Source organism: Bradyrhizobium sp. Arg237L, assembly GCF_029990105.1.
GTDB lineage: Bacteria > Pseudomonadota > Alphaproteobacteria > Rhizobiales > Xanthobacteraceae > Bradyrhizobium.
On the sequence record NZ_JAQMIL010000045.1, the window covers coordinates 39,631 to 59,910 of the forward strand.

At 62.2% G+C, this 20,280-nt stretch carries 27 protein-coding genes and 1 tRNA gene; 12 read left to right on the forward strand and 16 right to left on the reverse strand.

What is annotated here, in order from left to right:
• The first annotated feature begins 23 nt into the window (after positions 1–23).
• Positions 24–494: a GcrA family cell cycle regulator gene (locus tag OZ411_RS25415; protein ID WP_282530152.1), complete on the forward strand. Its 471-nt coding sequence runs from the start codon at positions 24–26 to the stop codon at positions 492–494.
• Between the two features lie 96 nt (positions 495–590).
• Here OZ411_RS25415 and OZ411_RS25420 read toward each other — a convergent pair whose 3' ends face one another.
• The 3 genes from OZ411_RS25420 to OZ411_RS25430 all read right to left on the reverse strand — a co-directional run bounded on the left by OZ411_RS25420 (position 591) and on the right by OZ411_RS25430 (position 2,109).
• A complete protein-coding gene (locus OZ411_RS25420; protein ID WP_282530153.1) occupies positions 591–1,559 on the reverse strand; it encodes an SDR family NAD(P)-dependent oxidoreductase in 969 nt (322 codons plus the stop codon).
• A gap of 143 nt (positions 1,560–1,702) precedes the next feature.
• Positions 1,703–1,987, reverse strand: coding sequence for a hypothetical protein (locus OZ411_RS25425; RefSeq protein ID WP_282530154.1), 285 nt, complete (start codon positions 1,985–1,987; stop codon positions 1,703–1,705).
• A complete protein-coding gene (locus tag OZ411_RS25430) occupies positions 1,984–2,109 on the reverse strand; it encodes a hypothetical protein (protein WP_282530155.1) in 126 nt (41 codons plus the stop codon). The genes OZ411_RS25425 and OZ411_RS25430 overlap by 4 nt, the downstream gene beginning before the upstream one ends.
• A 95-nt stretch (positions 2,110–2,204) precedes the next feature.
• Between OZ411_RS25430 and OZ411_RS25435 the strand changes: the two genes are divergently transcribed.
• From OZ411_RS25435 to OZ411_RS25445, 3 genes are all read left to right on the forward strand, one after another.
• Entirely contained in the window at positions 2,205–3,425 is a 1,221-nt protein-coding gene (locus tag OZ411_RS25435; RefSeq protein WP_282530156.1) for a helix-turn-helix domain-containing protein, read from the forward strand.
• A 33-nt stretch (positions 3,426–3,458) separates the two neighbouring features.
• Positions 3,459–4,103 (forward strand): glutamine cyclotransferase, encoded by a 645-nt coding sequence (locus OZ411_RS25440; RefSeq protein ID WP_282530157.1) that lies wholly within the window; start codon positions 3,459–3,461, stop codon positions 4,101–4,103.
• Positions 4,104–4,229: 126 nt separating this feature from the next.
• Positions 4,230–4,358: a hypothetical protein gene (locus tag OZ411_RS25445; protein WP_282530158.1), complete on the forward strand. Its 129-nt coding sequence runs from the start codon at positions 4,230–4,232 to the stop codon at positions 4,356–4,358.
• 21 nt (positions 4,359–4,379) lie between these two features.
• On the opposite strand, the gene OZ411_RS25450 is transcribed toward OZ411_RS25445, so the two are convergent.
• Complete coding sequence (locus OZ411_RS25450; RefSeq protein ID WP_130582944.1) at positions 4,380–4,538, reverse strand: DUF2934 domain-containing protein; 159 nt, start codon at positions 4,536–4,538, stop codon at positions 4,380–4,382.
• A complete protein-coding gene (locus OZ411_RS25455; RefSeq protein ID WP_130582945.1) occupies positions 4,535–4,708 on the reverse strand; it encodes a DUF3606 domain-containing protein in 174 nt (57 codons plus the stop codon). Before OZ411_RS25455 ends, OZ411_RS25450 begins: the two co-directional genes overlap by 4 nt.
• Positions 4,709–5,316: 608 nt before the next feature.
• Here OZ411_RS25455 and OZ411_RS25460 point away from each other — a divergent pair.
• The 4 genes from OZ411_RS25460 (at position 5,317) to OZ411_RS25475 (ending at position 9,623) form a co-directional block, all read left to right on the forward strand.
• A complete protein-coding gene (locus OZ411_RS25460; RefSeq protein WP_282530159.1) occupies positions 5,317–6,714 on the forward strand; it encodes a cytochrome P450 in 1,398 nt (465 codons plus the stop codon).
• Between the two features lie 600 nt (positions 6,715–7,314).
• A complete protein-coding gene (locus OZ411_RS25465) occupies positions 7,315–7,506 on the forward strand; it encodes a hypothetical protein (RefSeq protein ID WP_130582949.1) in 192 nt (63 codons plus the stop codon).
• Positions 7,507–8,811: 1,305 nt separating this feature from the next.
• The gene (locus tag OZ411_RS25470) at positions 8,812–9,111 is read left to right on the forward strand and encodes a hypothetical protein (protein ID WP_282530160.1); all 300 of its coding nucleotides are present in this window, start codon (positions 8,812–8,814) and stop codon (positions 9,109–9,111) included.
• A 230-nt stretch (positions 9,112–9,341) separates the two neighbouring features.
• Positions 9,342–9,623 (forward strand): hypothetical protein, encoded by a 282-nt coding sequence (locus OZ411_RS25475; protein ID WP_282530161.1) that lies wholly within the window; start codon positions 9,342–9,344, stop codon positions 9,621–9,623.
• A gap of 23 nt (positions 9,624–9,646) precedes the next feature.
• On the opposite strand, the gene OZ411_RS25480 is transcribed toward OZ411_RS25475, so the two are convergent.
• Positions 9,647–10,039: a YciI family protein gene (locus tag OZ411_RS25480; RefSeq protein WP_282530162.1), complete on the reverse strand. Its 393-nt coding sequence runs from the start codon at positions 10,037–10,039 to the stop codon at positions 9,647–9,649.
• Between the two features lie 251 nt (positions 10,040–10,290).
• Positions 10,291–10,734 carry a hypothetical protein gene (locus OZ411_RS25485; protein WP_282530163.1) on the reverse strand — a complete coding sequence of 148 codons (444 nt, stop codon included), beginning with the start codon at positions 10,732–10,734 and terminating at the stop codon, positions 10,291–10,293.
• A 912-nt stretch (positions 10,735–11,646) separates the two neighbouring features.
• On the opposite strand from OZ411_RS25485, the gene OZ411_RS25490 reads away from it, so the two are divergent.
• Complete coding sequence (locus OZ411_RS25490) at positions 11,647–12,003, forward strand: hypothetical protein (RefSeq protein ID WP_282530164.1); 357 nt, start codon at positions 11,647–11,649, stop codon at positions 12,001–12,003.
• A 176-nt stretch (positions 12,004–12,179) separates the two neighbouring features.
• On the opposite strand, the gene OZ411_RS25495 is transcribed toward OZ411_RS25490, so the two are convergent.
• The 3 genes from OZ411_RS25495 to OZ411_RS25505 form a co-directional block, all read right to left on the reverse strand.
• Complete coding sequence (locus tag OZ411_RS25495; RefSeq protein ID WP_282530165.1) at positions 12,180–12,662, reverse strand: permease prefix domain 2-containing transporter; 483 nt, start codon at positions 12,660–12,662, stop codon at positions 12,180–12,182.
• Positions 12,659–12,985: a helix-turn-helix transcriptional regulator gene (locus OZ411_RS25500; RefSeq protein WP_282530166.1), complete on the reverse strand. Its 327-nt coding sequence runs from the start codon at positions 12,983–12,985 to the stop codon at positions 12,659–12,661. Before OZ411_RS25500 ends, OZ411_RS25495 begins: the two co-directional genes overlap by 4 nt.
• Before the next feature lie 195 nt (positions 12,986–13,180).
• Positions 13,181–13,258, reverse strand: a tRNA-Pro gene (locus OZ411_RS25505).
• 230 nt (positions 13,259–13,488) lie between these two features.
• Here OZ411_RS25505 and OZ411_RS25510 point away from each other — a divergent pair.
• On the forward strand, positions 13,489–13,707 hold the full coding sequence (locus OZ411_RS25510) for a hypothetical protein (protein WP_282530167.1): 219 nt from the start codon (positions 13,489–13,491) through the stop codon (positions 13,705–13,707).
• A gap of 18 nt (positions 13,708–13,725) precedes the next feature.
• On the opposite strand, the gene OZ411_RS25515 is transcribed toward OZ411_RS25510, so the two are convergent.
• The 6 genes from OZ411_RS25515 to OZ411_RS25540 form a co-directional block, all read right to left on the reverse strand.
• A complete protein-coding gene (locus tag OZ411_RS25515) occupies positions 13,726–14,340 on the reverse strand; it encodes a MerR family transcriptional regulator (RefSeq protein WP_130583631.1) in 615 nt (204 codons plus the stop codon).
• 138 nt (positions 14,341–14,478) lie between these two features.
• The gene (locus OZ411_RS25520) at positions 14,479–14,811 is read right to left on the reverse strand and encodes an integration host factor subunit alpha (RefSeq protein ID WP_130583630.1); all 333 of its coding nucleotides are present in this window, start codon (positions 14,809–14,811) and stop codon (positions 14,479–14,481) included.
• A gap of 133 nt (positions 14,812–14,944) precedes the next feature.
• On the reverse strand, positions 14,945–15,922 hold the full coding sequence (locus OZ411_RS25525; protein WP_282530168.1) for a beta-ketoacyl-ACP synthase III: 978 nt from the start codon (positions 15,920–15,922) through the stop codon (positions 14,945–14,947).
• Entirely contained in the window at positions 15,919–16,980 is a 1,062-nt protein-coding gene (gene plsX, locus OZ411_RS25530) for a phosphate acyltransferase PlsX (protein WP_282530169.1), read from the reverse strand. The genes OZ411_RS25525 and plsX overlap by 4 nt, the downstream gene beginning before the upstream one ends.
• Positions 16,981–17,358: 378 nt before the next feature.
• Complete coding sequence (locus OZ411_RS25535; protein WP_282530170.1) at positions 17,359–17,979, reverse strand: YceD family protein; 621 nt, start codon at positions 17,977–17,979, stop codon at positions 17,359–17,361.
• Positions 17,976–18,527, reverse strand: coding sequence for a ubiquinol-cytochrome C chaperone family protein (locus OZ411_RS25540; RefSeq protein WP_282530171.1), 552 nt, complete (start codon positions 18,525–18,527; stop codon positions 17,976–17,978). The genes OZ411_RS25535 and OZ411_RS25540 overlap by 4 nt, the downstream gene beginning before the upstream one ends.
• 107 nt (positions 18,528–18,634) lie before the next feature.
• Here OZ411_RS25540 and OZ411_RS25545 point away from each other — a divergent pair, with 107 nt between their 5' ends.
• A complete protein-coding gene (locus tag OZ411_RS25545) occupies positions 18,635–19,111 on the forward strand; it encodes an outer membrane protein assembly factor BamE (protein ID WP_028162881.1) in 477 nt (158 codons plus the stop codon).
• Positions 19,112–19,215: 104 nt separating this feature from the next.
• Positions 19,216–20,223 carry a tripartite tricarboxylate transporter substrate binding protein gene (locus tag OZ411_RS25550; protein ID WP_282530172.1) on the forward strand — a complete coding sequence of 336 codons (1,008 nt, stop codon included), beginning with the start codon at positions 19,216–19,218 and terminating at the stop codon, positions 20,221–20,223.
• The last annotated feature ends 57 nt before the right edge of the window (positions 20,224–20,280 follow it).

Below are 20,280 nucleotides of genomic sequence, written 5' to 3' on the forward strand. Positions count from 1 at the left end.
TCCGGCAACCTGGGACCATCGCCATGACCGCCATCCTATCGATCTGGACCCCCGAACGCGTCGAACAGTTGAAGCGCTGCTTCGATGCCGGACTGACCTGCCGCGAGATCGCCGTCGACATCGGCGTCAGCCGCAACGCCGTGATCGGCAAGCTCTCCCGCCTCAACCTGACACGGGAGCCGCGCGACGACGCCGAACGGCCGGCCCGGAAGGCCTCTCCCCGCGCGCCGCGCGCAAGGACCGTGCGGCATCAGATCCGGATGTTGCAGGCCGAGTATGGCGAGGCGGCACCGGAGGAGCCGATCGCGAACGGCCATTGCTGTTCGCTCCTCGAACTCGACGAGCAGCGCTGCCGCTGGCCGGTCGAGACGCCTGACGCCAACGATTTCCGCTTCTGCGGCAACCGGCCGGTCGACGGCCTGCCCTATTGCGCAGGCCACGCCCGGCTCGCCTATCAGCCCAGCTCGCGCCCGCGCGCCGCGCGGGGATACTAAGGCGTTTTCAAGCGAAGTGGACACCGGTTCGCGTGAAGAAAACGCGTCAAAACAAGAATCTAGGGCTTCGGTTCTGACTCAATCAGAACCGAAGCTCTAACCCAGCCGCCAGCCGACGTCCGCCTTGATGCGCTCGAGGAATTCCGGCGTGTAGGCCTGTTCCGGGGTCTGGCGCACGCGCTCGTCGAGGACATGGGCGTCCTCGCCGACCAAGATGCGCCAGCGATCGGCCTTGACGCCGTCGAGGATGATCCTGGCCGCGGCGGCCGCCGTGGTCGGGGCGTCATCGTGGAACGTCCGCGCGCGATCGAGCGCGGCCTGCTGGATTTGCTCATCCGACATCGCGTCGACATCGATGCCTGCGCCCTTCATGCGCTGGCGCGCCTGCAGGATCTCCTGCTCGGTGAGTTGGTCGGATTCCGTGCCGATCTGCACCTTGCGTGAGTTGGAGACGATCGAGGTGCCGATATGGCCGGGCATCACGACCGAGCACTTGATATGCGGCGCGTTCAGCCGGAGGTCGTTGATCAGCGCCTCGGTGAATCCCTTCACCGCGAATTTCGCCGCGCTGTAGGCGGTGTGCGCCACGCCCATGCCGACGCTTGCCCAGAAGCCGTTTACGCTGGAGGTGTTGACGATGTGCCCCTCGTCCGCCTTCACGAGCAGAGGCAGGAAGGTGCGGACACCGAGATAGACGCCGCCCCAGCAGATGTTGAAGGTGCGCTCCCACTGCTCGCGCGTATTGGTGAACAGGCTGCCTCCGCCGCCGATGCCGGCATTGTTGAACAGCAGGTGGATCTTGTCGGTCGCCTGCTGCTCGATCACCTCTTCGCGAAAGCGCTTGAGATGATCCTCGATCGAGACGTCGGCCACATGAGTGGTGACACGCAATCCCTGCGGCAACTTCTCCGTTTCACACAGCCGCTTCGTCTCCGCCATCGCCTCAAGCGAGACGTCGCACATCGCGACGTTGCACCCCTCCGCCACGAGCTGGCGCGCGAGTTCGCGGCCCATGCCCGTGCCGCCACCCGTGATGACGGCAATCTTCCCGGCAAATTCCTTCATTGGAGACGCTCCCGCTTGTTCTTGTTGGTTGATGCGTCCCATTCCACAAGGCGGGAAATCGACGCCCGGCGTTTGTACCGGTGACAACAAGAGTAGCGAATGTCGAAGCCACGATCCAGTTGCAGCTCGTTCACCTAGCCGCTTCATCGCCTCGCGATCAGCCTCAGCCATGGCCCCAAATGGAACGCGCTCATCAGCACGTACATCGGGACCATTCCCGCGAACGGCGACGTGCCTTGCGAGCAAAGCATATCGGGCGCGCCGCCGACCACACCGGTGAGCAGCGCCATGACCGCGAAGGTCGGTGCGGCCGCAAGCGACAGCCAATCGGCTGCCGGCCTCTTCGTTGTGACGCTCGAACATTGCGACGGCGAAACCTCGTTCGCCGTCTCAACGTCGAGCTTTGGGCAATGTGCCGTCATCGTCATTCCCTGTTCTCGATATCGCTCGTCGAGTGGCCCGGGCCGACCGTCAGCACCGTCACGACGGCCTCCGCCCACTCCACCGTGGCGGTGAGGAATGTTGGGGAAAGGATCGTCCAGTCGACCATGAGCCGGTCTCCTCGCTGCGTACTGGTCTGTCACGGTGAGGTAGACTAGGACCGGGCGCTGAAGGGGTGAGAGTGACAAGTGTGACGGGATTCCCATGGACTCGCTGATCACGGCCGCCGCGCGTGCGCTCGCGATGGGCGATCCCCTCGGCGCCTTGAACCGCGTTGCGCTGCGCGAGGACGCGCCGGCGCTGGCGCTTCGTGGGATTGCGATGGCGCAGCTCGGCGATTTCGTCCGCGCCAAGGCTCTGCTGCGCAGCGCCGCGCGCGGCTTCGGCCCGAAGGAAGCGATCGCGCGCGCCAGATGTGTCGTCGCGGAGGCCGAGATCGCGCTCGCCTCCCGCGACCTCGGCTTTCCCGCCAAGGCGCTCGACGCCGCGCGCGCGACGCTCGAGGCGCACAGCGATTTCGTCAACGCCGCGCATGCGCGCTATCTCGAGATCCGCCGCCTGCTCCTGATCGGACGCCTCGACGAGGCCGAGCGCAGGCTTGCAGACCTTGATCCCGCGCCCTTCCCACCGGCCTCGAGAGCCGCGCATGAATTGGTCGTTGCCGGCATCGCGATGCGCCGCCTCCGCACCAAGCCGGCCCGCGCCGCACTCGCGCGCGCCGAGGCCGCGGCGCGGCAGGCACGGATCCCTGCGCTGACGGCAGAGGTCGAAAGCGCGGCCCTGCTGCTTGGCACACCCGCAGCGCGCCTCGTTGCACGCGGCGAAGAGCGCCCGCTCCTGCTCGATGAGGTCGAGGCGTTGCTGGCGTCGAAGTCGCTGGTCGTGGATGCGTGCCGCTATGTGGTGCGTGAGAGGGACACGACCGTCTCGCTCGCAACACGTCCGGTTCTGTTCGCGCTCGCCCGCGCGCTGGCCCAAGCCTGGCCCAACGACGTCACCAGGGAGACGCTGGTCGCGCGGGCATTCCGCGGCAAGCACGCCGATGAATCCCATCGTGCCCGGCTACGGGTCGAGATCGGGCGGCTCCGCAGCATGCTTCGCACGCTCGCCGACGTCAGCGCGACCAAGCAAGGGTTCGCGCTCGTGCCGCACCTCGCCCGCGACATCGTCGTGCTGGCGCGTCCGGTCGAAGAGGACCATGCGGAGGTGCTCGCCTTTCTCGCGGACGGGGAATCGTGGTCGAGCTCGGCGCTGGCGCTGGCGCTCGGGGCCAGCCAGCGCACCATTCAGCGGGCGCTCGACGCGCTCGCGGCCAAGGACAAGGTGCAGTCGTTTGGCCGCGGGCGCGCGCGCCGCTGGATGACCCCGCCCTTGCCGGGTTTCGCGACGACCTTGTTACTCACCGCGCCGCTGCCGAATGGCTAGGGTGCCTCCACTTTCGAACAGCGAGGAGGAAGCATGATCACATCAGCAGCCGAAATCATCCGCGAATATGGCCCATTCCCGGGCGTCGACAGCGTCCATGGGCTTACCTACGACGGCAAGCTCGTCTGGTTTGCGTCCGGTGACCGGATCAACGCCATGGATCCGGCAAGCGGGGACACGGTGCGCTCCATCGATGTGCCTGCGCATGCCGGAACGGCGTTTGACGGCCAGCATTTGTTTCAGATCGCCGAGGACCGCATCCAGAAGATCGATCCGAAGAGCGGCCGCGTGCTCGCCACGATCCCCTCGCCGGGCGGCGGCGCAGATTCAGGGTTGGCCTGGGCCGAAGGCACGCTCTGGGTCGGGCAGTACCGGGAGCGCAAGATCCACCAGATCGATCCCAAAACCGGAGCGATCCTCCGCACCATCCAGTCCAACCGCTTCGTCACCGGCGTCACCTGGATCGACGGCGAGCTCTGGCACGGCACCTGGGAAGGCGACGAAGGCGATCTGACCAGAATTGATCCCAAGACCGGCGAGGCCCTGGAGCGCCTTGCGCTGCCGCCCGGCGTCAGCGTGTCGGGGCTCGAGTCCGACGGACGCGATCAGTTCTTCTGCGGCGGCGGCACCAGCGGCAAGGTCCGGGCGGTGCGCAAGCCCAAGCGAAGCGCGCGGTAGAGCGTTTTCGAGCGAAGCAGACACCGGTCAGGACGCGGCGCGGAACATCTGCGCCGCGTTTCGCGTTTTGAACCTTGAGCTGTCTGCGCCGACCTACGTCCGGGGAGGCAATGGATGGAGGCCACCATGACCGATTGGCACGATACCATGGTCGATCAGCCAGAGACCGACAGCGCGGGCTACGTCACCGGGTGGACCATCAGCGGTCTCGCCCTGCTCGGCACCATCGTCGCCGTTTGGGTGCTTGGCATCTAGGCCGCACCTGATAGCTCCGGCCTATAGGGTGTCCGGCGTCTTCAGCTCGTGCTGGATCTGCTCTTCCTTGAGCTGGCGTTCCGCTTCGTGCCAGAAGCGTTCTTCTTCATCTTCGGGGCTTCCCGCGGCTTCCCACAATCGATAGGCGCGCGCCCGGATTGCCTGATCGTCTATCTTCATTGCCCCAGCTCCTTCCGGACCGTGGCAGCGCTGTTGCCAACCTTGTCGACAGCCTTCTGTAGCTGCTCTCTCGTTACCCCGAGTTCTCTGGCCCAGTACTTGACCTCGAAGTCCTGGTGCATGTTGATCTTCGAACGGTCGCGTTGATCCCTCTTGGTCAGATTATCCATGGCGGTTCCTCTTTCTGCGGATAGAACGCCAGAGCACATTGCATGTTCCCGGTAGGCCGTGATGGCCTTGCTCGCCAGCATCAACGGACGCACTCGCTCCGCTCGATCGGAGCCTCGATTGCATCCGGGAGGATTGCTACGGACGCGGTTGGCCGGCACGAGCGGTCAACGAGCGAACGTATCGACCCCACAGGCTCGGACTGAAGCTGCGGTTTTCTAACCGGCGCCCGAGCCCGCAAGCATCTCCCAGCCGGGTTCCGGTGCGGCAAAAAATAACGGGAAGTTTATTTAAGTTAAATCATTTAATGTTTTAATGTGCTATTTAATTCGCAAGTTTAATGCACAGTCAGAACCAAGGAGCAGTCAAATGAAGATCGGGTTCGGCATTGCCGCCGCGATTTTGGCCCTCGCTCTGACGACGGTCATCCCGCCCGTGCAAGCCTGCAATGGCGGGGGGAGTTGCGAGGACGCCCCCGGTCAGAATAAGCCAGATCACTATAGCGGAGCCCCCGGGCCGATTGCTGGCGCAGGCCTTCCGATCCTCGCCATTGGCTACGGTGTCTACTGGCTGATCAGGCGCCGCCGTAGGCAGGATTGATACTTTTCCTGTGGACGCACCAGCAAGCGTTGGCTGGCATTCTCCGCCGCGTCGGCCGCCGGGCCCGCGCGGCTTCCCGCTTATTGGAAATCTGCTGGCCCTCGGCAAGGACCCGCTTGGCTTCTTTGCTGAACTCGCGGATCGGTACGGCGACCTCGTCTCGCTCAATCTTGCCGGATGGCCGGCACTTTTTGTCAACAATTTGCCTGCGATCGAGAAGGTCCTCGTCGAGGACCATCGAAACTACATCAAGCACAAGTTCTTCTGGCGCCATGTGACGGCGGTGTTCGGGAAAGGCCTGCTCACCAGTGAAGGCGAGCTTTGGCACCGCCAGCGTCGCCTGGCTGCGCCTGCCTTCGCCGGCCAGCAACTGCTTGCTTACGACGACGCGATGGTGGCCCTTACGCGCCAGTTGCTTGATGGCTGGAAAGATGGCGAGGTCATCGACATCCATCCCGAGATGATGGGATTGACGCTGCGGATCGCAGCCAAGACGCTCTTCGATTCCGAGGTGGAGCGAGACATTCACGACATGGACCATGCGGTGAACGATCTCATCGTGGAGGTCGCGTCGCGCTACAAGCGCCCGATCCTTATTCCGGACGCGATTCCACTGCCCGGCCACCTCAGATACCAGCGGGCGATCCGGACGATTGAAAGAGTTGTCTCGTCCATGATCGCCGAGCGACGCGCGAGCGGCCTGGAACATCGAAATGATTTTCTGTCGCGTCTGATGGCGGCGCGGGACGACGCAGGAAAGCCTGTGTGCGACTCGTTGCTTCGAGACGAGGCGATCACGCTCCTTCTCGCAGGGCACGAGACCACGGCCCTGGCACTTTCCTGGACATGGTTCCTGCTCGGCCAGCATTCGGACACTGAGGCGCGCATGGCCGCGGAGATCGCCGAAGTGGTTGGCGATCGCCCGGTAACAGCCGAGGATGTTCAGCGCCTGAAATTCACGGAAAGCGTCGTGATGGAAGCGATGCGGCTTTACCCGCCCGCGTGGGCCATCGGCCGGGAATCCGTGCAACCGTTCGACCTTGGCGGCTACTCTTTCAGAGCGGGCACAACCATCTTCATCATCCCATGGGTCCTGCATCGCGACCAGCATCACTTCGAGGAGCCGGAGACTTTCCACCCCGAACGCTGGATGGGCGACCTCGAGCGCAAGCTACCCCGCTTCGCCTATATGCCGTTCGGCGGCGGACCGCGCGTCTGCATCGGCCAGCGTTTCGCCATGATGGAAGCCGTCCTGGTGCTGACGACGATGGCGCAACGCTTCTCGATGGAATGGCTGCCAGATCGCAAGGTGACGCCATTTCCGTCGATCACGCTGCGCCCTCATGGGGGCGTGTGGCTCAAGATCAGGGAGCGCCGGAAGATGAATGGTCGGAGCGGTGGGATTTGAACCCGCCAGCCCTGGTCGCCCAGGCGTCCCGCCAGGGTGCTTTCTTTGCCCATTGTGTGAACCATTTCACATTTGGCGTAGCATGGTACTGCTAAGATGCCGGTACTGGGATTTCAGGGCACCAGTTGAGACAAACGCCGCCGGGACGCTGTATTTCGAGCCCGGCGGCGCAATTTTGTGGACCAACGTTGAGGCCGAGCCTGAACCTGCGACAGCTTCATATCGATGGTTAGGCGGCGACGGCATTCCCACAGCTTCACAATTGACTTCTTCTGCACATTGGAGGCTCGATGACCGACGATAAAGTCACCCGTCTGCGGGCCCATAACAACAACATCAGCCGATATCGGCGGCTGCTTGGGACCAATCTCTCGGACCTTGAGCGCGGGTTTATCGAAAGGCGCTTGAACGAGGAAAGGTTGGCTGTGCAAAGCTTGACCAATTCTCCAGTTTCGACTTGTCGCTTGGACTGGAGCGGCCCGCCAGCGTGAACCGGCGGTTGTCGGGCGCCTCCGCACGTTGTTACACTCGTAACTCTCAGATCATGGCTCTGCCGCCCGGCGCAGGGTAAACCGTTGGCACATACCGAAGGGTGATCTGATGAAGAAAGACGACGTGACCTGCCCAAAATGTGGGGCAGGCTTCCGCAGGATCGAGCTGTCATCCGAGAAGGGCGAGCCAGGCGAATATCGCTGCCCCGCTTGCGGTACATCGCTGGAGACTTTCAACGGCGACAGCTCGGTCGCTTACCGTTTGACGATCCAGCCGTCCATCAGAGCCTTCAAGGATTAGAGCGTTTTCGAGCGAAGTGGATGCCGGTTCGCGTGAAGAAAACGCGTCAAAACTAAAATCTAGCGCCCCTCGGGGCAGGAACGAAAAACCCGGCAGGTGCGGCTGCCGGGTCATTCGCAAATATGATCAGGTAATACGATGCGGCAATTAAATGCCGAAGCGTGTAACAAGGGAATGAAATTCGAGTCAGTAGGAATGCGGAGACCCCGCTGGTGCACGCAGGCGTGCACCAGCGCGAACACCAGTGACCCGAGCGCCCTCTTGAAGGAAGCCCGCCATTTGCGACGGGCTCAAGGCTAGGGAGGCGCGTTTGAGGACGCCACTTCAGTCTACAGCGATTCGCGCTTGTATCGTGTGTTGCAGTTTACACACCCTGCGATGAGGCCAAGGCGCTACAGAGGCCGAACGACGTGCTGACGACGGTCATGCGCGGCGCCGATAAGGAAGACAAGATCGCTGCATGAAAACCTGCCACCGACGGCCCCGGGAAAGCCGCACCGCAAGCTCTTGAGATTGCCTACGCGATCGAGCCGTCAGACAGGCGCCTTACGCGAATTTAAGCCACAGAAGGCCGCGCCCGAGGCGCCAGCGTCCTATATCCATGATCAGAGGAACGCTCAGAGGCTGTCCCAGCCAGATGAGTGAAAGGAAAAGATCGTGTTGATTCTTGAAGGAGTCGCGTTCGCTGCTGGTGTGCTGATGGTTGCGGTGGCAGCGTACTTGACGGCCATCGAACACATCAGAAAAGCGAAGCGGCCACAGTAAGGTTCGTTGCAGGCGCCCTCGTAGAGACCTCGCCACAATGAACCGGTCGCTTTTTGTTTTTGCCAAGTGAAGAACGAGGCACCTGCGTGCAAGCTTCTCAAAATTCTGCAGTGGCTTGGCACAATTTGCACTCACATCCCGGCAGCGGTTGTGCTTCGTTTGACGTGCGATCTCTCGCTGATCATCTCAGCCCCCTAGCCCAATGGTCGGTTGAGAGGGAGCGACGCCCCGGCGCGATCCCCACGATCCGCCGGGGCACACACTTCCGCCGGCCACATCAAGGTGCAGGCTGAAAAGTCGCGGATGAGGCTGCGAAGTCGCTCTTCGCCCCCCTCCTCTCTTGGCTGCGTGTCGATCAAACCGGCAGCAATTCAAGTCTTGATAAACAGCGCACCTATTTTAGCCAGTGTCGCTTGCGAAGCCTGAACCAAGATGAAGTCGATGAAGACAAACCTTCATCGAGATTGCATCGAGGTTCGCTCCTCAAATGTCGCTCGATACATGCCTCTTGGACATTTTAAATCACGATGGAGGTAGCCCATGTCGATTGTGCAATTTACTCGTTTCAAAACCGACAAGGCCGACGAAATGGTCCAGATTGCCAAGCGGGCGAAGAAGATTTTTGAAAAACACGGTGCCGAATTTCTTCGGCTGTCCCGTTTCCACACTGGCGTGTGGGCAGGAGAATGGCTGGTTACGACGCGCTACTCCAGTTGGGAAGCTTACGGCAAAGTGCAGGAGGCCGTGGCAAAGGACCCGGAGTTCACGCAGTTGCAGGCCGAGGGAATGAAGATTGCCGAACTACAGGGCCGTAACATCGCTGTCGGCATCGATCTCTAGTCGAGATGCAGCGCAGCGAACGACGTTAAGCGCGGAGGCCGCCGGAGATATGCCGGCGGCCTCTTCAATTTCGATGGATTGCGCTCGTAGTTGCGTTACTCTGCGCCCGGCTCCTTCGCTGCCGCCTCTCCAGCGATCGGGCGTCCCACCCGTCGCCTTTAAGCCTCGCGTGGCTGGAACAATCATGAGCAGGTGCTCGTTATTTGCCGCTGTGGCAAGGAGGCCGAGGCATGAGGATAAAGACCGTAGCTTTCGGAACGGCGCTGGTGCTGTGTAACCTGGGGACGTTCGGTGTTGCAGCCTATGCGCAGGACGCCAGAGTCGTTCGTGAACCACGGGCAAGGGCGATCGTCAGGGTACCCATCGTCAGGGAAACTCCTTACTGGGATTATTATATTGTTCCACGATATCGTTATCGCCCTGAGGACGACCGGGTTGACCCATACGGCCCGCCCGTAGCGCCGGTGATACGCTATGGGAATCAGGAGGTATATATTCCGCGGTGGTACTGAATAGGCGCGTCACTTGAGCCGGCTTAGCAGTCGTTTCGTGTGAGTCCGGATCGCAAATCAGCCATCTCATATAGCGGCCGGATTTCGATCTCGCTCGGTCCCGGCATGGGGTTGGGGCAGCGCTTTACCCAGGCGACCGCCTCGTCCATGTCCTTGACTTCCCAGAGCCAGAAGCCGGCGACGAGCTCGCGGGTCTCGGCGAAAGGCCCGTCGATGACCGTACGGCCGGGGCCATCGAACGCAATACGCTTGCCCTGCGAGGAGGGCTTGAGGCCATCGGCGGCGAGCAAGATGCCGGCCTTACGCAGTTCATCATTGAATCTGCCCATCGCCTCGAGCATCTCAGTCGTCTCGGGCGTGGAGAAAAAGCCCTTCTCGCTGTCGTCGGTCGCCTTCACCAACACCATCACACGCATCGTCTGTCTCCTCATTTGAGCCGGCCTCATCGGCTTGGCATCGAAACGACGAACGGGGTTCTCGGAAATCGACGTCGTCCTGCAAATTTTACCGACAGCGCGAATGACCGCTTCCAGGTCAAATATCGCGATGGTGCGATGGTCCGGATCAAGGCTCTCGGAGACGATGGGCGGCGCACCTATTTGCACGCGGAATCAGCCAAAGGGCGCGACCACCGCGCCCTTTTTGATTTTCAATCTCCGGGTCGAGACTACGGGCAAGTGTCCCAGAACCCCTGTCTTTGCGTCCAGTCGGTGTAATACCAGCAAAGACCAGGCGCGGGCGGCGCGCCAGCCCACGCCGCGGCGCTGGCCGCTGCGATAAAGCCAAGCGCAGCACCTGCCGCGATTGCGCCGCCGGGACGCCAGGAATAGCGCGGCGGACGGACCCAAGGACGATGCACGCCAGGTGGACGGTGCGGCGGGCGATGCACGCCGGGTGGACGAGGCCGATGCACGGGACGATGAGCGCCAGGCGGGCGAGGACGATGTGCTCCCGGCGGACGATGAGCACCAGGCCGCGGTCCACGTCGGGCCTGCGCGCTAATATCGGTCGCAACTGCCGCATTTGCCGGAGTTGGCATCATCGCGAAATCCACCGGCCACACTAATGCTATCGCGGCCAAGAAGCCTGCTCCTATCGGTCGACGAACCATCTGTCCTCCCAGCGTTGGATTGTTGGGTCAAACCCAACTCCAATCGCCTTGATGACTTTTGGTTCCGCCTCTGGAACAGGAGCGAGTCTGCGGCGGGCTGAATTTGTGCACGCAACCGACATTCTGCGCGCGCGAGCGACGTCCGGAAATTCCCGTGGACACGCTACAACTGCGAGCAGGTCAAACATCGTGGAAGGAAAACGTTGATAAAAGAGTCAATGATGAATGGAGCCGTCATCGTCCCCAGCAAATGGGTCGACGGCTACGCCTGAGGGAGCAGCTCTGGTCTTGCTGCAACCGATCGCCAACGTCGAGCAGAAGCATTTCGATCGCGGTGGCATAGAAATGGATATTGGACACCTACGCCGAATATCTCCGCACAGTTCGTAGCGCAAATTAGCGGGGCGTTCGGCCGCGCGTATTTTTCCGTGCTGGTGTCAATCCGCGGACCTAGTACGATTGTAGACAACGACCGTTGCTACGATACCGACAATGATGATGGTAGCAGCGATTGCCCACAGCCCTTCTGCGCTGATACTGACGCCCCACAAGTTCACGACAAGTCTGTCCGTCATGATAAACTATTTACACAGCATCTCCGGCACAGCCATTTTCAAACAAGTTGGCTTCGCTATGTTGGTAAGTGATTAGCGAGACGAAGTTATTCGCGATTGCTTTTGAAGCGTTACGAAACGTCTCCGTTCGCGTGAGCAAAAAACTCTCTCGACATCGCCGGCGCATTCGTTACGGACGGCGGTGATACCGGGCCGGACCTCTCCAGCAGTGGAAGGCGGAACGGGTGTTTCTCGACCTTCTAGACAAGGCGACGGCGCAAAATATCCGCGTCAATGCGGCTCTGACGGCCAACAGTTACGCCCCGAAGGTGCTCGTTCGGGACGCGATGAAACAGGCATGAAAAAGCGCGACCTGGTCGACGCTATGCAGCGGCTACTTGACGGCGGCAAAATCGAAAATGCACCACGCCTGTCGATCGGCATGTCGTATCCCAACCAGATCCAGCACGTCGCTAACTTGTTTGGTCGTGAACCGTTGATCGGCGCAACCTTCGCGCTCGACTACACGGGTTGCGGTCGACCGGTGGCGGATCAATTCGAGCGCGCCGGCCTACGCCCGCAGAAAATCCTCATCACCGCGGGCAACGAAGTGACGCAGCACGACGGTGACACATGGCACGTACCCAAGGGCTTTCTGGTCTCGGAGCGCGAGTCGCGCATGCATTCGGGCGAACTGAAAATTGCGCCGAGCTAACCGAGACGCCAGCGCTAAAGGAAGAGCTGCGCGATTTTGCCCCTAAGGTCTCCGAGAGCGGACGCGTTACCTGCAACGCGCGCGCCGGCGCTCACGACGACCTGATCCTGTCGATTTGCATCGCGTTGTTCGTGGCGACGAACCGGAATTGGACGTCGATCACGGAGCTGCTGATTTTAAAGACCAAACTTCGAACGAACATAGTCAACCAGCAGTGTAACGAAACCCATGCGTTTCACCCACTGCCACACAAGTGGCCCGACCGAGCGCGCGACCTCAAACCAGTACATCTTGCGCGCCTGCCGCTCCCCGAAGCGCGCGACATTTTCTTGGAACATCTCTTCAAGATCGCCGAGCAGGGCTTGCGCCGAGTTCTTGGGGGCGATGAACGCGAGCAGGAAAGCTGCCGATGTCGGCGGAGACGAGCGTTTGCGCGGAGGTCGCGCAGTTAGCTCTGAGGCTTTTTCCAAGTGTTCTTGTGCCGCTTTTATAGTTGCCATGAGCCTTGTGTACTCGTCCCGAGCTGATTCTATCTCCTTTTGAAGAAAGAGATTACCAAGGGCCACCTTTGTCACTTTTTCTTCGTATGATCGAGCGAAGATCGCTCGGTATCCTTCAGCAGTGACCTGCTTGTCGTCGTCCCCGTTCTTGTCCGTCACGCCATGGCTCCTGCCAGTTTGGTCCCCGCGCGCAACCGGTCGAGCGCGGAGAGTGATGCATTCAGGGCCATTTGCCCCTTACCGGTTATTTCGAAGAACATCTTCGCGCGGCCGCCGCGTTCTGCGGTTGCCTGACCTTGCTTGCTGTTGACGAATCCCTTCTTTTCGAGGGTCTCCAGAGTTGCGTAGATCGTCGCCATCGGAACTGCTTTGTTTAGACGCCTTTCCAGTTCCTCGTAGATGGAGACGCCATACGCGTCGGGCTGCTTACGCAATATTGCGAGCATTACGACTTGCTCCGTCTGCTTGAGGGTGGTGTTCATGATTCGCCTTCTTCGCCATGTGTGCTGATTTGTTTTTGACCGGCCTCCACCGGTATCTTCCAATATATAGAAGAAATTGGAACCGTCAATCTTCTAAAACCTGGAAAATATATACGCGCGGCTCGCTCGCCGAACAGCGTTACCCTATCCGTTACCCTGACTGATTTCCGGAGGCCCTAAAATCCGGCTAAGTATTGGTCGGAGCGAAAGGATTTGAACCTTCGACCCCTAGTCTCCCAGACTAGTGCGCTAACCGGGCTGCGCCACGCTCCGATGCCGTTCCATTAGCTGCGATCAGAGCTTCGCGCAAGGCGCGATCGGATGGTGCTCGCCAAGCCCGGTCCCTCGCGCGGTTCTCGCAGCAATGGCACGGCCAAAACGCGCTCGGTTCGGGCCGGTCGGCCCAGATTGAGGCAAATCAAGCCAAAGTTCCCGCCGGCGCCATAGCCTGCGCATGCCTTTCCACCAACCCGCCTGCGCCAGAAAATCAGAGGCAAACTAACGTGCAGACCTTCTATTTCGACCGGAAGGACGGTGTTCCGATCCGCGACCGGATCGGGAAGCAGTTTTCATCGGACGCCGAAGCTATCGAATACAGCAAGACGCTCGCCGCGCATTTCCGAAAAGAGGCTCCCGCTGAACCGGACCTTGCGATCGTGGTCGTCAGCGAGTCCGGTTGCGAGATTCATCGCGAGCCGGTCCATCCGGCGGCCACCTCCTAGACGGTCCGGTCGCGCGATTTACCGGCCTTCGCCGTCCTTCATTGCCGAATCCAGCATCTCCCGGCAACCGATCAGGTCCTGGAGCGCGCGCTGCAGGCGTTCGCGGTCGGCGGCGGGGATGCCGCGGGCGGGTGCGGCTGCCGCCGTGGGCTGGGCGGCCGGGGGTTGCCGCCCCTTGAACGGGGCGAGGATGCCGTCCTCGTCGGGGTCGACGAAGCGGTAGTCGATCTCGATGGCGTTGCCGTCATCAAATTCCTCGTCCTCGGCATCGTTATCGTGGCCGGCGGTCTCCTCCTCCTCGTCGGATTCCCGCAGGCTCTGCCCGATCGCCTCCTCGACGGCGCCAAAGGAGATCGCCGCGCTCTGGTCGGAGATCGCCTGGACCGACTTGATGCCGTGCTCCTTCAGGATCCGCTGCACGCCGCGGATCGTATAGCCCTCGCCATACAGCAGGCGGCGGATGCCCTTGAGCAGGTCGACGTCGTCAGGGCGATAGTAGCGGCGGCCGCCGCTACGCTTCATCGGCTTGATCTGCGCGAACCGCGTCTCCCAGAAACGCAACACGTGCTGGGGGATGTCGAGCTCGTCGGCTACCTCGCTGATGGTACGGAATGCATCGGGCGCCTTTTCCAAATGCCCGCTCCTTCTCCTGGAGTACGATCCGCACAAACGCGCTCGCGACAAACGCTAGGCGTCCGCGCCGAGATCACGCTCAAACAACGATAGCGCGGGATGACGATTCGAAGAAACGCCATCACGCCCAAGAAGGAATTATCCGCTCTTGTCTTCGCCGTTGGTCGAACCGTGGTGGCCGTTGATCCGCTGCTTCAGGATCGCCGACGGCTTGAATACCATCACCCGCCGCGGCGAGATCGGCACTTCGGTGCCGGTCTTCGGGTTGCGTCCGATGCGCTGGCCTTTCTTGCGCACCATGAAGGAGCCGAAGGACGACAGCTTCACCGTTTCGCCCTTTTCCAGGCAATCGGTGATTTCCTTCAAGACGAGTTCGACAAACGCCGAGGATTCCGTGCGCGACAATCCCACCTTCTGGTAGACCGCCTCGCACAAATCGACTCGTGTGACTGTTTTACCGGTTCCGGTCATCGCCTGCCCCGCACTCTCGGCGAACAAAATTTGTCCCCTGAAATTAGAGGGTTAGCAGGCAATGGTCAACAGTGGCGATAATGCAGCAGCCTGCCAAAAATCGTCAGGGATGTGTCTTTTCTGATTGCACGCTTCACCAGCGGACGAGCGCCGAGCCCCAGGTGAAGCCGCCGCCCATCGCTTCGAACAGCACGAGGTCGCCCTTCTTCACGCGTCCATCCTTCACCGCAACGGACAGCGCCAGGGGAATCGATGCCGCCGAAGTGTTGCCGTGGCGATCGACCGTCAGCACCACCTTCTGCGGTGCAATATGAAGCTTGTGCGCCGAGGCATCGATGATCCGCTTGTTGGCCTGATGCGGGATGAACCAGTCGATGTCCTCGGCGCTGGTGCCGGTGGCGTTGAAGGCGTCGACGATCACGTCGGTGATCATGCCGACCGCGTGCTTGAACACCTCGCGGCCCTCCATCCTGAGATGGCCGACCGTCTGCGTCGATCCCGGGCCGCCGTCGACGAACAGCTTCGACTTGTGGCGGCCGTCAGAGCGCAGATGCGTGGTCAGCACGCCGCGGTCGGACGATTTACCCGGCTGTTCCTGCGCTTCCAGCACCACCGCGCCGGCGCCGTCGCCGAACAGCACGCAGGTGCCGCGGTCGTTCCAGTCGAGGATGCGCGAGAAGGTCTCGGCGCCGATCACCAGCGCCCGCTTGTAGGCGCCGGTACGCAGGAAATTGTCGGCGGTCGCCAGCGCGAAGACGAAGCCGGAGCACACCGCCTGCAGGTCGAAAGCCGCGCCATGGGTGATGCCGAGCCCGTTCTGCACCGCGACCGCGGTTGCGGGAAACGTATTGTCCGGCGTCGAGGTCGCGAGCACGATCAGGTCGATATCCTGCGCATCCAGGCCGGCGTTCGCCAGCGCCGCGCGCGCGGCATTGATGCCGAGATGGGAGGTGAACTCCCCCTCGGCGGCGATGTGCCGCTCCCTGATGCCGGTGCGCTGCACGATCCATTCGTCTGACGTATCGACGCGGGTCGCCAGCTCGGCATTGGTCACGACCCGCTCCGGCAAATAAGAGCCGCAGCCGAGCACGACCGATCGTATCGCAGTCACGAGACAGCCTCCTGCGCGGTCTGCGCTGAGGCCAGCGCGCTGCCGTCGCGGTTGAGCATCTGATTGATCTTGGTGAGGAGATCGTAGTGGGCCATCTCATAGCCAACATCGACGGCATAGGCAAAGCCTTCGGCGCTCGTCCCGCCGTGACTTTTTACGACCAAACCCTTCAGACCCAGGAGCACCCCGCCGTTGGACTTGTTGGGGTCCATCTTGTCGCGCAGCGCCCGGAAGGCGCCGCGGGCTAGAAGATAGCCGATCCGCCTGGGCCAGGTCTGGGACAGGGCGTTGCGCAGGAAACCCTCCATCTGCCGCGCGGTGCCCTCGGCCGCCTTCAGCGCGATGTTGCCGGCATATCCCTCCGTGACGACCACATCGGCGACGCCTTTGCCGATGCCGTCGCTCTCGACGAAGCCGATATAATTCAGTTGCGGCAGGTTCATCGCCCGCAACAGCTCCGCGGCCTCGCGGATCTCCTCATGTCCCTTCATCTCTTCGCGGCCGATATTGAGCAGCCCCACGGTCGGCCGCTTCACATTGAACCGCACGCTTGCCATCGCGCTGCCCATCAAGGCCAGCGCCACCAGGTGGTGCGCGTCGCCGCCGATGGTTGCCCCGAGGTCGAGCACGATGGCGTCGCCGCGCACGGTCGGCCAAAGCCCCGTGATCGCCGGGCGGTCGATTCCCGGCAGCATGCGCAGATTGAACCGCGCCATCGCCATCAGCGCACCGGTGTTGCCGGCGGAGATCGCGACATCGGCCTCGCCCTGTTTCACCGCGTCGATCGCAAGCCACATCGAGGACGTCTTGCGGCCGCGCCTGAGCGCCTGACTCGGCTTCTCATCGTTGCTGATCGCGACGTCGGTGTGGATCACGCGCGAGGCCGCCTTCAGGGCCGGATGCGCCGCCAACTCCGGCTCGATCAGCTTGCTGTCGCCAAACAGCAGGAATTCGGTGTCAGGATGCCGGCTCAACGAGATGGCGGCGCCGGGGACGACGACCGATGCGCCGTCATCGCCACCCATGGCGTCAAGCGCGATTCGAACCTTTTTAGGCATGAACGTCCCGGAAACCTGCTCTCGGCGGCCTTGAAGCGGACCAGCCACCCGTTTGAAAGCCACCGCCATCAGCGATGTCTATCGCGGTCAGCGATGTCTGTCGCGGTCAGCGATGTCTGTCGCGGTTAGCGATGTCCATCGCGACAAGCGATGTACGGCCGGAGGCAACGGCGCGCCCGGCTGGGCCGCGACAATAACCTGTCCCCATTCTGACACAACCTCTTCACCATGCTTTGCCGGCCGGCTCAGGGTTGCGGGAACGCGGAGGCGTCGACGGAGGATATTTCAAATTATTCAATATCTTATCTCAGATTTATGAGAACGCAACGGATCGACTTCGCGCGATGGTTCGCTCTCATAATCCACTTTAACCGGAGCCTATTTCCCGTTGGATTTCCCTTTCGGCTTGTTCCCACCGGGGGTTTTCGGCGCGGCCTGCAGCGCTTTCAGCGCGGCAAACGGGTGGTCCTTGGGATCGGCGGCCTCGACCACCGGCTCGAACACGGCATCCGCCTTGCGCGGATAGGGATCAATCGCGAGGAACAGCGCGTCGGTGGCGAGCCGGCCGAGATCGATCATGCCGTTCTCGATCGGCTCCGGCGGGTCGGGTATCTCAGCTTCGCTGCGTTCGGCCTCCTCGGCCAGCGCGGCCATCTGCGGGATCTGCTCCGGCGGGGCGAAGATCAGGTCGATCTCCTCGTCGATCTCGTTCTCGATCTCCTCGAGCGTCACCACGCAGGTCTGGCCAACCCGGGCGCGCACGGAGCCCGCGACATGGAAGCGGCCGCCACTCTTCGGCGTGACGTCGAACGACGCCTCCGCCGAAAGCACCTCGCGCAGGCTCGCGATATCGGCCAATGCCTGGCGCTGGCGCGGATCGGCCTCGATGTCGCGGTGCAGGCCGGTTTCCGGCACCTGCGCCACGGCGACCAGCGCGCGCCAAGGATCACGCGAAGGATCGCGCGGAGGAAGCGGCCTCTCTGTCTCGGTATCTTTCATTGAGCCGCGCCCACCTGCTCCGGCACTGGAAACTTCCACGATCCGCCCGACAGCGTCGCCGCGTCGAGCTGGTCCAGCACGGCCGCCACCCGCTCGGCATAGGTCGCAAGGCCCCGCGCCTTCTCGATGTCCTTGCCATCAAAGATATTCTTGCAGAATGCGTTTGCCAGCGCCTCATGGCCATCGGTGAGCGCAAGGTCGTAGGCCACGGAGCGACCGTAGAAGGCCTCGCCGAACGCCCTCATCCGTTTCGGCACCGTGAGGTCGCCGACCCCCATTTCGCGCAGATTGTCGTCCATGTCCTCGCAGAAGCGGTCGAACAGCGCCTGCGACAGGCCTGATTCGCCCTCCACTGCCCTCAGGCGCCGCAGCACCAGCCACAAATGCATCAAGAGCAGGTCGAATCGGCCGTTAACCGTGTCTGCGACGGCCAACTGTCGGTAAAACACCGGTTCTCGCGCCTGCGTCACGATCATGCCATAGATGGTCTCAATGGTGCCGCTCGGGAGTAGCCGGGGTTTCTTGAATTGATTGAACGGCCAAAGCATTGTGGGTTCCGCCCGCGGGCCCAAAGCGCCCGCTTCTGTTGCAATCCTCAGCCGTGCCCGGTACGTCAACGCCTCGCGCGACGCAAGGGGACGGATCAGTTCCGCCGATGACCGAAGCCAACAAGACCAGCCCACGCGTGTCCTTCTCACGCGGTGTGCTAGCACGCTGCCGCGCCGCGGCGGCCATCGGCCTCGTCTGCGCGCTGCTTGCCGCCTGCACCGGCGAGCAATTCCAGAAGGGCTACATCCTGCCGCAGGGCGCGCTGGAGCAGATCCCGATCGGCGCGAGCCAGGACCAGGTGCTGATCGTGATGGGCACGCCGTCGACGGTGGCGACGCTGGACGGCGAGGTGTTCTATTACATCTCCCAGCGCACCGAGCGCCCAGTCGCCTTCATGAACCAGCGGGTGGTCGACCAGCGCGTGATCGCTGTTTATTTCGACAAGAACCGCACCGTCCGCCGCATCGCCAATTACGGCCTGCAGGACGGCAAGATCTTCGACTTCGTCAGCCGCACCACGCCGACCTCGGGCCAGGAGCTCAGCTACCTGACGCCGCTGTTCAAGCTCTTGAGCTTCAACTAACCATCGGCCCGCTGCGCCAAGTCGCCGCTTAACTCCTCGCTTGCCGGACCGCCCCGCGGTCCCCTACGCTCCCTGAAAACAAGATCAAATCAGGGAGTGAACACGTGAGCCGAACCTTGCTTTCCCGCCGCCGCCTGCTGACGGGCACCGCCGCCGTCTCGGCCGCCGCCATCCTGCCGCGCGCGAGCTTAGGCGCCGGCGACTGGCGGCCGACCGAGACCGTCCGCCTGATCGTACCGGCCGCCGCCGGCGGCTCGACCGACGTGATGGGCCGCCTGCTCGCGGCGCATCTGCAGACCGCCTGGGGACAATCGGCAATCGTGGAGAACCGCTCGGGCGCCGGCGGCACCATCGGCACCGCCGAAGTCCTCCGCAACAAGGGCGACGGCCAAACCATCCTGATCGGCAATCCCGGGCCGAATGCGATCGCCTATTCGATCTTCAAGAACCTCACCTACCAGAAGGATCAGTTGCAGCCGGTCTCCAACATGATCCGGATCCCGAACATCGTCTCGGCCCATCCCTCGACCGGCATCAAGTCGATCCCCGAGCTGATCGCGTACCTCAAGGCCAATCCGGACAAGCTCACCTATGGCTCGTCCGGGACTGGCCAGAGCCCGCATCTGACCGGCGCCTGGTTCCTGCAGCTCACAGGGCTCAAGATGACCCATGTGCCGTTCCGCGGCGCCGGGCCTGCGCTGCAGGCGGGGCTCGCGGGCGACATCCAGATCCTGTTCGACAACCTTTATCCGTCGCTGCCGCAGGTGCTGGACGGCAAGCTCAACGGGCTCTGCGTCACCACCGCCGAGCGCAGCGACGCCGCGCCAAAACTGCCGACCATGCGCGAGAGCGCGCCGGAGCTTGCGAAGTTCGAAGTCTCCTCCTGGTTCGGCGTATTCCTGCCCAAGACCACGCCCGCGCCGATCGTGGACGAGCTCAACCGGCAGGTGAAGGCGATGCTGGAGCGCGACGACGTCAAGAAGAACATCGCCGGCATGGGCGCCCGCCCCGACCACGGCACGCCGCAGCAGTTCACCGATTTCGTCGACGCCGAGACGAAGAAGTTCGCCGTCATCATCGAGAAGGAAGGCCTGCAGATGGAGGTGAAGTGACGCGCTCTTCACTTCTCCCCGCGCACGGGGAGAAATCGGATCGCATCGAAGATGCGA